The organism is Streptomyces solicavernae, from assembly GCF_029968095.1.
GTDB classification, from domain to species: Bacteria; Actinomycetota; Actinomycetes; order Streptomycetales; family Streptomycetaceae; genus Streptomyces; species Streptomyces solicavernae.
The window spans coordinates 50623-61308 of the sequence record NZ_JASCIR010000013.1; the positions used below are offsets into that span (position 1 = coordinate 50623).

The window sequence follows — 10686 nt, forward strand, 5'->3', positions numbered from 1 at the left end:
CGTGCGGCTCAGACCGTGAAGCGGTCCGGGTCCGCGCGTTCCCAGTCCGCGGCCCAGTCCGCGGGCGGCGCCGCGCACAGCGCGCCCGGCTCCGGCGGCGGATACAGCTCGGCGTACGAGCGGAACACGAAGTCGGGGCCGCGGCGGCGCAGCAGGTGCGGGCCGAGTCCGGCCGGCTCGCGCACGCCCATCGCCGCCATGATCTGCAGCGCGCTGCGCACCGTGGCCCGCTGGTAGCGGCTGACGCGTACGGACTTGTCGGCGACGTCCAGGGCGCGGACCCGGCGCGGGTCCTGGGTGGTGACCCCGGTGGGGCAGCGGTTGGTGTGGCAGCGCTGGGCCTGGATAAAGCCCACGGCGAACATCATCGCCCGCGCCGCGTTCGTGTAGTCCGCGCCGATCGCGAGCCGCTTGACGATGTCCGACCCCGTGGCCACCTTGCCGCTCGCCCCGATCCGTACCCGGTCCCGGAGCCCCACCCCGATCAGCGCGTGGTGCACCGCGATCAGACCCTCGGTCAGCGGCATCCCGAGGTGGTCGGCGAACTCCAGCGGCGCCGCCCCCGTACCGCCCTCGGCGCCGTCCACCACGATGAAGTCCGGCGTGATCCCCTCCGCCAGCATCGCCTTGCACACCGCGAGGAACTGCGCGCGCGAGCCGGGGCACAGCTTGAACCCGACCGGCTTGCCCTCGGCGAGCTCCCGCAGCCGGGCCAGGAAGAGGACCAGCTCACGCGGCGTCGAGAACGCCCGGTGGTACGGCGGCGACACCACCGTCCGCCCCTGAGGGACCCCGCGCGCCGCCGCGATCTCGGCGTTCACCTTGCCCCCCGGCAGCACCCCGCCCATGCCCGGCTTGGCGCCCTGCGACAGCTTCAGGGACAGGCAGCGCACCGCCGGCAGCGCCGCCCGGTCCGCGAACTGCCGCGGGTCGAAGTCCCCGTCCCGGGTGCGGCAGCCGAAGTAGCCCGTACCGATCTCCCACACCAGATCGCCCCCGGGCCGCAGGTGGTACTCGGAGATCCCGCCCTCGCCCGTGTCGTGCGCGAAACCCCCGCGCGCGGCACCGGAGTTGAGGGCGAGCACGGCGTGCGACGACAGCGAGCCGAAGCTCATCGCGGACACATTGAGCAGTGCCATGTCGTACGGCAGCGTGCAGTCGGGGCCGCCGACCCGCACGCGCGGCGCCCGCTCCGGCACGTCGACCGGCGCCAGCGACGGGACCAGGTACTCGTAGCCGCGCTCGTTCATGTCGAGCTCGCTGCCGAACGGGTCCTCCGCGTCCTCGCCCTTGGCGCGCTCGTAGACGATCGTGCGGGTGTCGCGGTCGTACGGGCGGCCGTCGTAGTCCCGCTCCACGAAGTACTGCTGCAGCTCGGGCCGGACCGACTCCAAGCCGTACCGCAGATGGCCGAGGACCGGGTAGTTCCGCAGCACCGTGTGTCTCCGCTGCATCAGGTCGTACGCGCCCAGCAGCGCCGGCGCCCCGCACACCGCCGCCGCGAGCCACCACCACGGGGAGACAAGGAGGGCGAGCGGGACCGACGCGGCCGTAGCGGCGACGAACAGGGCCAGAGCTGCGAAACGTGTCATGAACGTCCTTTAACCGGTTTCGCCGCCCCGGAGGCACCCGACTCCGCCGCCGGAGGGACCCCGCGCCGTGACCACCCCGTGCCGTGAGCACCCGTAGCGCCGTCCGCGGGTCCGGGCTGGTGTGGGTCGGGCCCGACGGGGTATCCGGTCGGCGACGGCGCGGGGGACAGAACGGACGCCGGGGGCGGGACGGACAAGGAGGACCGATATGCCTGCGGTCGAATACTGCCTGGTCGCCGTGGACTGCCCCGACCCGGTCGCCCTCTCGGGCTTCTACCAGAGGCTGCTCGGCGGCGAGGTCGAGAAGTACGACGACGACTGGTACGACCTGTACGCGCCCGGCGGCCACCGCATCGCCTTCCAGCGCGCCCCCGGCCACCGCCCGCCGCAGTGGCCGCGCGCCGACGACAACTCCCAGCAGCTGCACCTGGACTTCCACGTGCGCGACATGGGCGCCGCCGAGACGCAGGCCCTCACCCTGGGCGCGGTGCCGCTCGACCTGGACGACCAGGACGGCCGACGCGGCTTCCGGGTGTACGCGGACCCGGCGGGGCACCCGTTCTGCCTCTGCCAGAAGTGAGGCGGTCCGCGGCGCGCGCCCGAGCGGTTCCGGTGGTTCGCTGGAAGGCGGCAGGCCCACCGGCAGCACGCATCCCGCACCTCCACCGGCCGCACCCATCCCGCACCTCCACCGGCCGCACGCATCCCGTACCTCCACCGGCCGCACGCATCCCGTACCTCCACCGGCCGCACGCATCCCGTACCTCCACCGGCCGCACGCAGCCCCACGAAGGACGCAGCCCATGAACGACCAGAGCACCACGAGCAAGGCCCAGGACGTGGCCACGGCCCGGAGCGCCCGCTGCGTCTCCGTGACGCTGAGCGACTGCCGGGCCGACGAGGCCCACGCCGTCCTCGACTACCTGAGCAGCCTGTTCCCGTACGAGGAGTGCGGTCGGGTGACCCCGGACAGGCACCCGCACACCCCCAACGTCTGGTCGGCCTCCCTCGACGTGACGGCCGTGGCCTCGCCGTCCAACGTGCCGCGCCGCCCGGTCGGCGTGCGGGGCCCGGTCGAGGTCACCCTGCAGGGCGCCCCGCTGGACGTCGCGGCCGTCCACGCCGCGCTGGAGGACGCGTTCAGCTTCCACGACGAGGGGACGGTCTCGGGCGACCAGGAGCGGGAGGTGCAGCTGCGGATCAGTTCGCGGTGAGACGGGGGCGGGCGCGGGGACGGGGCGGCCGTCGGCTCAACGGGTGACGGGTGTGCGGTCACCCCCTTGCACGGCGCGCAGGCCTACCGTCCGCGCCGCACCCGGGCGGCCTTCCGCGCCTCCGCGAGCTTGCGGGCCTCGGCCGACTTCCGGGACCGGCCGCCGCCGCCACCGCCGCCTTCAGGGGCGCCCTTCTTGCTGCCCAGGCCGCGAAACGGCTGGTTCGTGTTCTTGGCGCTCTTGGTGTTCTTGACGTTCTGGGCGTTCTGGACGCTCTGGGCGTGCTTCGCGCCCGCCGCCGCCGGTTCGGCGTCGAGCGGGTCGCCCGGCGGGGTCCTCGCCCCGGTGATCCGGCGCAGCTCCGCGTCGCCCGGGCGCACCTTCGTGACCGTCGCCCGGACGCCCGCCTCGCCCGCCAGGGCGATCGACTCCCGCCGTCCGCCCGGCAGTACGAGCGTGACGACCCGCCCCGAACCTCCGGCGCGCGCGGTGCGGCCGGCCCGGTGCAGGTAGTCCTTGGCGTCGGCCGGCGGGTCGACGTTGACGACCAGGTCGAGGTCGTCGACGTGCAGGCCGCGCGCCGCGACGTCGGTCGCCACCAGTGCGGTGACCTGCCCGTTCCTGAACTGTGCGAGGGTCCGCGTGCGCTCCGGCTGCGACTTCCCGCTGTGCAGCGCCGCCGCGTGCACCCCGCTCGCCCGCAGCTGCCGGGTGAGCCGGTCGGCGGCGTGCCTGGTGTCGAGGAACAGCAGGACGCGGCCGTCCCGGGCGGCGATCTCCGTCGCGACGGCGTACCGGTCGGCCCCGTGGACGACGAGCACATGGTGCTCCATCCCCGTCACCACACCGGCCGACGGGTCGACGGAGTGGACGGCGGGCTCATGCAGACAGCCCTCGATCAGCTGCTCGACGTCACGGTCCAGGGTGGCCGAGAACAGCAGCCGCTGACCGTCCGCGGCCACCAGGTCGAGCGCCTGCCTGATCTGCGGCAGAAACCCCAGGTCGGTCATCTGGTCGGCCTCGTCGAGCACGGTGATCCGCACCCGCCCGAGCCGCACCGCCTTCCGCTCGACCAGGTCGCGCAGCCGGCCGGGGGTGGCGACGAGCACCTCGGCCCCCGCCCGCAGCGCGGCGATCTGCCGCACGATCGGCAGGCCGCCGACGGCCGTCGCGACCCGCAGCCGCAGCGCCTCGGCGTACGGGGTGAGCGCCTCGCCGACCTGCTGGGCCAGCTCGCGCGTGGGCGCCAGGACCAGCGCGAGCGGCTGCTTTGGCTCGGCCCGCCGCCCGGCCGTCCGGACGAGCAGCGGCAGGCCGAAGGCGAGCGTCTTGCCGGAGCCGGTGCGGCCGCGCCCCAGCACGTCACGCCCGGCGAGCGCGTCGGGCACGGTGGCCGACTGGATGGGGAACGGCTCGCGCACACCGCGCTCGGCGAGGACCCGCAGCACCTCGGCGGGCAGCCCGAGCCCGGCGAAGCCGCAGGGGGACGAGGGCGCGGGTCGGGCGGTGGAGTCGGCGGGACCGGTGGGTTCGGCGGGACCGGTGGGTTCGGCGGAACCGGTGGGACCGCTGGGGTCCGTCTGTGCGGGCTGTCCTTGCTGATTCATGAAGGGACCACAGTACCGGCGGAAAACCCGGTGCGACGCCGTCGGCCCCGCGCCTACCGTGCTGCCATGCGCATCGTCTTCACCAAGGGCCCCGGCACGAGCTACGACATCGCGGTGCACCGCGAGACCGGCCCGGCCCTGGCCCCGCGGGGCGGCCCCGGCGGTCACGCGTATCTGCCGCACGACCTGGTGCACTTCCTCGTCGAGGCCGAGGCGGGCATCCAACTCGGGGTGTACGGCCGCCTCGCCGCCGGGGACAACGGCCTGTTCTGGCCCGCCGACCCGGCCGCACGCAACAAGGCCGCCCGCCGCCGCAAGTCCAGGCCGGTCAAGTCGTCCCCGCGCGCGCAGGCCGACATGGCGCGCTCGGAAGAGCTGGCGGGCATCGCCGTACCGGTCTGGGAACTGCGCCGCGGCCACGCGCAGGCCCTCCCGGCCTATGTCCCGGCCGAGGCGGTCACCCCGCTCGTCGACCGCATCGTGACCCGCTTCGACGCCTGCGCGGACCGCTGGCACGCCCTGCCGGTGGGCGGCTCGCTGACCCTCGACTGGTAGCGGCGCCGACCCGCGGCCTTGCGTGCGGCCGGGGCGCGCGTCAGCCCTTCCGCGCCCCACGTCCGGTCGTACGCGCGTCGCCCGCTGAGGTGGGTGCGCGGTGGGGGCCCAACTCGCCGAGTACGTCGCCCAGTTGGGTGGCCGTGAGGGCGGGGGAGGGGAGCGGGGAAGCCGTGGCGGTGGCGCGGAGGCCGTCGAGGAACAGGGCGAGCGGGCGGCGCCAGGCGTCCGGGGCCGCCGCGGAGGTGAGCGCGGGCACGGCGCGGCCCAGGGCGGCGAGCGCGAACAGCACGTCCTCCGCGGTGACTTCGGGCCGTACCGTGCCCTGCGCGCGGCCGCGGCCGAGGAGCAGCTCCAGGGTCCGCCGGTTGTGCGCGTGCACGGCCTCCAGCGCCTTGACGCCGCGCAGGGGCGTGGTCATCAGGTCGTTGGTGCCGCGGTCGGTGGCGAGCACCGTGAACACCGCCTCCAGATAGCCGGTCAGACCCGCCCACGCGTCCTCGGCGGCCCGTGCCTGCTCGCCCGCCGCCATCGTGTCGGTCAGCGGGTCGCGGAACACCGCGTCGACGAGCGCGACGCGGCTCGGGAAGTGCCGGTACAGCGTCGCGTTCCCCACCCCCGCCCTGCGGGCGATGGCGTCGAGCGGCGCTTCGAGGCCCTGCTCGGCGAAGACCTCGTGGGCCGCCTCGATCAGCAGCTCCCGGTTGCGGCGGGCGTCGCGCCGCAGGGCCGGAGCACCGGCCCGGGGCTCGGCCCCGGCCGGGGGTCTCGCGCGGTCTGCGCCGGCAGGCATCGTCGTCCTCCGAGGGAGTTCCGGTCCGGGACCGTGCGGGGATCGTTCCCCGCCGGGGGATGCTACCGTCCGGGCCGAAAGTGGGGATGTGTCCCTGTTTCCTGGGCCCGCGGCTGATGCGCGGCGCCGTCCGCCTCGGCCATCCGGGCCCGCCTCTCCGTGCTCACGTACGGGAATCAGCGGACGGGGAGGCGTAGCGGCAGGAGCCGTGCCGAGGGGAGCTCGTGGGGTGAGGAGGCCCGGCGTGCTTGTGGCGGAAGCTATCGGACTTGTGGCGGCAGCTCCCGGATGTTCTGATCGATGATCGATCAAAAGCTGGAGGTCTCGCCGTGCAGCAGCAGCCCATCACCGTCGTCACCGGTGGCAGCCGAGGCATCGGCGCCGCGATCTGTGTGCGCCTGGCCGCCGAAGGCCATGACGTCGTCGTCGGGTACCGCTCCGACACCGCCGCCGCCCAGCAGGTCGCCGACGCCGTGGCCGCGCACGGGCGCCGCTGCCTGACCGTGCGCGTCGACACCGCCGACGAGACCGACGGCGACCACCTCTTCGCCACCGCCCGGCAGCTCGGCCCCGTCACCGGCCTCGTCAACAACGCCGGCGTCAGCGGACCCAACGGCCCCCTCGCCGAGGCCGACGCCGAGGGCATGCGCCGCGCCCTCGACGTCAACGTCCTCGGCTACCTGCTCTGCGCCCGACGTGCCGTACGCGACATGACGGCCCGGCGGAGCGGCGCCGTCGTCAACATCTCCTCGGCCGCCGCGACCCTCGGCGGGCCCGGCCAGTACGTCCACTACGCCGCGGCCAAGGCGGCCGTCGACGCGATGACCGTGGGCCTCGCCAAGGAGGTCGCCGCCGACGGCATCCGCGTCAACTGCGTGGCGCCCGGCACCGTCCGGACCGACTTCCACGAGGACCCGCAGCGCCCCGCCAAGGTCGCCGCGGCCGTCCCGATGGGCCGGGCCGGCCGGCCCGAGGAGATCACCGGCGCCGTGGCCTGGCTGCTCTCCGACGACGCCTCGTACGCGACCGGCGCCGTGGTGCGCGTGGCGGGCGGGCTCTGAACCGGCGGGTTCGGCCGGGCGGCGGCAGCGGTCAGCGCCGGGTGGTCGTCACCGTCACCCGGGCCCCCGGCGCCGCCGACACCCAGGCCCTGTTCCCGCGCTGGACGACCGTCGCCGCGCCCCGGGCCGTGACCCGCCAGTCCGCCGACGGCAGCGACAGCTCGGTGCGACGGGCGCCGGGGCGGCGCGTCGCGTCGTACGTCACCCGGTGGACGCCCGCGACGGGATCGTACGAGGAGGACCGGACGGCGCCCGCGACGGCCTCCGCGTACGGCTCGGCGGTGAGCTCCTTGTTCGTACGGAAGGAACCCGCCTCGTCCATCGCGCAGTAGCCGCCGCCGTAGCACCACACGTAACCCGCCCAGCCGGAGCTGTAGCGGCCCAGGGAGGCCATGGCGTCGCGGTAGAAGCGGTTCATGTTCGGCAGTGCGTTGTTCAGCGGGCCCCACTCGCCCACGACCACCGGAATCCCGTGCTCCGCCGGGTATTGCGTGACCGCGCGCTCGTAGGCCTCGATCCAGCCCGCCGACGGGTCGTAGTCGGCACCCGCCTCCATCGCCGTGTTGTAGAAGTGCGGCGCGTACACCACCTTCTCGTCGTCCACGCGGCCGAGGCCGGTCGGGACGCCCTCGCCGACGATCGGGGTCGGCTCGACGAAGAGCCAGGTGTCGTCGTCGACCGAACGGATCGCGTCGGCCAGGCGGTTGTACATCGGCGTGAGGTGTTCGCGCTCGATGCGCCGGGCGGCGTCCGGCAGTTGCTCGCCCGGACGGAGCTCGCCCATCGGCTCGTTGATCAGGTCGTAGCCGAACACGGCCGGGTGCTCGGCGAAGCGGTCGGCGAGCACCCGCCACATGCGGGCCTGGGCGCGCCGCAGATCCTCGTCCTCGTAGAGGTGGGTGAAGGCGCGCTGCACCGCGGGCTGGAAGTACTCGGAGAACCAGTCCTCCGGGTTCGGCTCGAACGGCAACCCGTCGGTCCTGGTGGCCCACTCGGGGATCCCGCGGTGGCCGAAGGCGGGCCCGAAGACGTCCTGGTGCGCGTCGAGGAGCACGCGTACCCCGTACCGCTCCGCCCAGTCCAGGATCCGCTCGATCTTCCGCAGGTAACCGCGGCTGTACCGGCCGGGGCGCGGTTCCAGGTCGTCCCAGAAGACCAGCAGGCGGGCGAAGTTGAAGCCCTTGGCCCGCATGTCGCGGAAGTGCCGCTCCGTGATCGCGGACAGCGCTTCGTCGCCTCGGTTCGCCTTGTCCTCGACGTTCCAGCCGCGGAGGGTGAGCGTGCGGCCGCGCTCGTCGGTGAGGGCGGGGATCGTGGCGTTGGTGGCGTTGGTGGCGTTGGTGGCGTTGGTGGCGTTGGTGGTGTCGGTCGCGCTGGTTGTGCCCGCGGTGCCCACCTGGCTCACGGGGCTGCCGGGGCTGCCGGGGCTCCTGGTGTCGTCGGCGCGGGCGGCCGCGACCGGCAGGAGCGCGGCCGTGAGGAGGGCGACGAGGGTTCTGCGCAGCAAGTGGGTCTCCAGAGGGTGAACTTGCCTGGGGAGAACGGGAGTTACCCGTGGTTCTACTTGCTGGTACGGAAGATGGGAAGGGCGCGGAGCGGCAACCTCCGGGCGGGCTCGCCCGGTTGCGGCCCTCCCGACCGCGATTCACCCGGTGCGATTCACCCGGTGCCGGTGCCGGTGCCGGTGCCTGTGCCGGTGCGCAGTCGCAGCAGGTACGTCGCCGTGAGCGCCACCGCGCGGTCCTCGTCCCGCGCCAGCTCCGTGAGGGCGCGCGACGCCGTGTCCCCGGGGATGTCCGCCAGGGCCTGGGTGAGGCGGCCGCGCGCCGGTGCGGTGGTCGCGTCGAGGGCGAGGCGGTCGACGAGGCCGGTCGCGATCCGGTCCGCCGTCGCCGTGTCGCTCGCGAGCGTGCTGAGCGCGTCGGCCGCGTCGGTGTCGTTCCTGCCCGCCACCACCATCTCGATGAGGGTCGGGACCACCTCGGGCACGCCCCGGGCGCCGAGTGCGAGGGCCGCGCGCCCGCGGACCACGGCGTCCGCGTCGCCGAGTGCGTCCCGCAGCCGCGCGGTCGCCTCGTCGCCGGGCAGTTCGGCGAGCGACTGGACGGCGCGTTCCCGTACGGCGGCCACCGGCGAGACGAGGCCCTCGGCGAGGAGCGCGGGCACACCGTCACCGGCCCGCGCGAGGGCCCAGCGCAGCGCTCCGGCGACGTTGGTGTCGGCCTCGCTGAGTGCCGCCTCGACCAGAGCCTCCGCCGGTACGGGAACCGCGTCGCCAAAGGACAGCGCGGCACGCTGGCGGGCCTCGGTGCTGGGCGACACCAGCGCGTGCAGGAGCGCCACGACCTGGAGGACGTCCTCCCAGCCGGCCGGCTCCGCGGCGTCGATCCGGCGCAGCCGGGTGAGCAACTCGTTCTCGGCGGCGATGCGTTCACGCGTCTGCCGGATCAGGTCGTCCACGAGGGCGGACGGGGCGAAGCCGGGGTCGTCCAGGGCGCGGCCGATCTCGCGCAGGGACATGCCGAGGGAGCGGAGGCTCTCGATGTGGAAGATCCGGCGGATGTCGTCGCCGGAGTACTCCCGGTAGCCGGAGCTCGTACGTCCCGTGGGCCGGACCAGGCCGAGGGATTCGTAGTGCCGGAGCATGCGCGCGCTGACGCCGGAGCGACGGGCGACTTCGCCGATGAGCATGCGGTGGTTCCTCTCGGGGGTGGTGTGCGTGTGACGGGCGGGGGCGGCCTACTCCAGCACCCGTACCCGCCTCGCCTCCTCGATCGCGTACGCGAACCCCGCCTCCGGGTCGCGCAGCAGCGTTTCCGTGGCCAGGGCATGGGCCCGTACCTCCGGGTCGGCGGAGGCGGCCGCCGTACGCAGCGCGGGGACGATCACCTCGCCCAGGGCGATCAGCGCCCGGCTCAGGCTCAGCCGGGTCTCCCGGTCGCCGCGCCCGAACTGCGTGACCAGGACCGACGCGAGCCCGGCCGCCTCACCCGACGGTACGAGCAGCACCGCGGCCCGCCAGGCGCTCCGGGCCACCTCGTCCTCCGGGTCGGTGAGCAGCGCCGGGGTGACGGCCGGCCAGGCGCTGCCGTCCCCGATCTTGGACAGGGTGTGCAGCGCCTGACTGCGGGCCTGGGCGCGCTCCGAACGGACCTCGCGCAGCAGTTCGGGGAGCGTCAGGGACACCGGCTGGCGGGTGAGCGCCCAGGTCAGCATGTCACGCACAAAGAACTCCGGCTCGACCGCGCAGCGCTCGACCAGCGTGCCGACGTACCGCGGGTCGGGCGTCGTACCCGCCGCGAGCGCGGCCTGCAGCCGCACCGACGCACGGGTGTCCGCGAGCCTCTCCAGAACCTCCATGGTCATCGGGACCACCTCCTCGACCAGCAGTGAAAGGCTTCTCACCGTGTCAAGGTCAAGCGGTCCCTGCGGTGGTCGCGAGCAGCACGGCTGTGGCGAGGTGACCGACAGGGCGCCCGCACCGTCCACGGTGGCCTCTTGGCCGCCGTGGCCTCTTGACCGCCGCAGCCCCAGCGATTAGCTTGCGGTAGCCGTCGATCCACGACCGCCGAGAGGAGGCGACCCGCAGATGAACACCAGCTCTGACCTCGGTCGCCTCGCCCAGCGCACGGTCTGGGTGCCGGGCCGGATCGCGCACGGCTGCTGAACTCCCCGTTCTGAAGGGCGAGTTCGCGGCACCCTCCGGGTCTCCGTGAGCACCTCACCACGTTCACACCCTCACCACCCTTTACTCCTCGCTGCGGCACCCCCCCGCTCACCCGTGCCGTGCAGTGTCGCGCCCGCGCCGTCCCACGGAGCGCCCGTACACAGAAAGCTGCCGACCTTGGCGAACACAACGGCCAC

General features: G+C 74.3%; 10 protein-coding genes. 4 read left to right on the plus strand and 6 right to left on the minus strand.

Features of this window, described 5'->3' with window-relative positions; all coding sequences use genetic code 11:
• Positions 1-8 precede the first annotated feature (8 nt).
• A complete protein-coding gene (locus QIS99_RS17025; protein ID WP_282514252.1) occupies positions 9-1592 on the minus strand; it encodes an FMN-binding glutamate synthase family protein in 1584 nt (527 codons plus the stop codon).
• Positions 1593-1800: 208 nt separating this feature from the next.
• Here QIS99_RS17025 and QIS99_RS17030 point away from each other — a divergent pair, with 208 nt between their 5' ends.
• A complete protein-coding gene (locus QIS99_RS17030; protein WP_282514253.1) occupies positions 1801-2172 on the plus strand; it encodes a VOC family protein in 372 nt (123 codons plus the stop codon).
• A gap of 223 nt (positions 2173-2395) precedes the next feature.
• Entirely contained in the window at positions 2396-2806 is a 411-nt protein-coding gene (locus QIS99_RS17035) for a hypothetical protein (protein WP_282514254.1), read from the plus strand.
• Between the two features lie 83 nt (positions 2807-2889).
• Here QIS99_RS17035 and QIS99_RS17040 read toward each other — a convergent pair whose 3' ends face one another.
• Positions 2890-4413 (minus strand): DEAD/DEAH box helicase, encoded by a 1524-nt coding sequence (locus QIS99_RS17040; protein ID WP_282514255.1) that lies wholly within the window; start codon positions 4411-4413, stop codon positions 2890-2892.
• A 66-nt stretch (positions 4414-4479) separates the two neighbouring features.
• Here QIS99_RS17040 and QIS99_RS17045 point away from each other — a divergent pair, with 66 nt between their 5' ends.
• The gene (locus QIS99_RS17045) at positions 4480-4968 is read left to right on the plus strand and encodes a hypothetical protein (protein WP_282514257.1); all 489 of its coding nucleotides are present in this window, start codon (positions 4480-4482) and stop codon (positions 4966-4968) included.
• A gap of 40 nt (positions 4969-5008) precedes the next feature.
• On the opposite strand, the gene QIS99_RS17050 is transcribed toward QIS99_RS17045, so the two are convergent.
• Entirely contained in the window at positions 5009-5761 is a 753-nt protein-coding gene (locus QIS99_RS17050; RefSeq protein ID WP_282514259.1) for a TetR/AcrR family transcriptional regulator, read from the minus strand.
• A 329-nt stretch (positions 5762-6090) separates the two neighbouring features.
• On the opposite strand from QIS99_RS17050, the gene QIS99_RS17055 reads away from it, so the two are divergent.
• On the plus strand, positions 6091-6822 hold the full coding sequence (locus tag QIS99_RS17055; protein ID WP_282514262.1) for an SDR family NAD(P)-dependent oxidoreductase: 732 nt from the start codon (positions 6091-6093) through the stop codon (positions 6820-6822).
• Positions 6823-6853: 31 nt separating this feature from the next.
• Here the strand turns inward: QIS99_RS17055 and QIS99_RS17060 are convergent, their stop codons facing one another.
• The 3 genes from QIS99_RS17060 to QIS99_RS17070 all read right to left on the minus strand — a co-directional run bounded on the left by QIS99_RS17060 (position 6854) and on the right by QIS99_RS17070 (position 10188).
• Positions 6854-8134 (minus strand): glycoside hydrolase family 5 protein, encoded by a 1281-nt coding sequence (locus QIS99_RS17060; RefSeq protein ID WP_282514398.1) that lies wholly within the window; start codon positions 8132-8134, stop codon positions 6854-6856.
• A 347-nt stretch (positions 8135-8481) separates the two neighbouring features.
• Positions 8482-9513 (minus strand): MerR family transcriptional regulator, encoded by a 1032-nt coding sequence (locus QIS99_RS17065; protein ID WP_282514265.1) that lies wholly within the window; start codon positions 9511-9513, stop codon positions 8482-8484.
• Positions 9514-9561: 48 nt separating this feature from the next.
• Entirely contained in the window at positions 9562-10188 is a 627-nt protein-coding gene (locus QIS99_RS17070; protein ID WP_282514267.1) for a HEAT repeat domain-containing protein, read from the minus strand.
• Positions 10189-10686: the final 498 nt, after the last annotated feature.

Excerpts from the sequence above, each read along its gene's own strand:
- QIS99_RS17025 (WP_282514252.1), bottom strand. The coding sequence starts at position 1,592 with ATGACACGTTTCGCAGCTCTGGCCCTGTTCGTCGCCGCTACGGCCGCG.
- QIS99_RS17030 (WP_282514253.1), top strand. The coding sequence starts at position 1,801 with ATGCCTGCGGTCGAATACTGCCTGGTCGCCGTGGACTGCCCCGACCCG.
- QIS99_RS17035 (WP_282514254.1), top strand. The coding sequence starts at position 2,396 with ATGAACGACCAGAGCACCACGAGCAAGGCCCAGGACGTGGCCACGGCC.
- QIS99_RS17040 (WP_282514255.1), bottom strand. The coding sequence starts at position 4,413 with ATGAATCAGCAAGGACAGCCCGCACAGACGGACCCCAGCGGTCCCACC.
- QIS99_RS17045 (WP_282514257.1), top strand. The coding sequence starts at position 4,480 with ATGCGCATCGTCTTCACCAAGGGCCCCGGCACGAGCTACGACATCGCG.
- QIS99_RS17050 (WP_282514259.1), bottom strand. The coding sequence starts at position 5,761 with ATGCCTGCCGGCGCAGACCGCGCGAGACCCCCGGCCGGGGCCGAGCCC.
- QIS99_RS17065 (WP_282514265.1), bottom strand. The coding sequence starts at position 9,513 with ATGCTCATCGGCGAAGTCGCCCGTCGCTCCGGCGTCAGCGCGCGCATG.
- QIS99_RS17070 (WP_282514267.1), bottom strand. The coding sequence starts at position 10,188 with ATGACCATGGAGGTTCTGGAGAGGCTCGCGGACACCCGTGCGTCGGTG.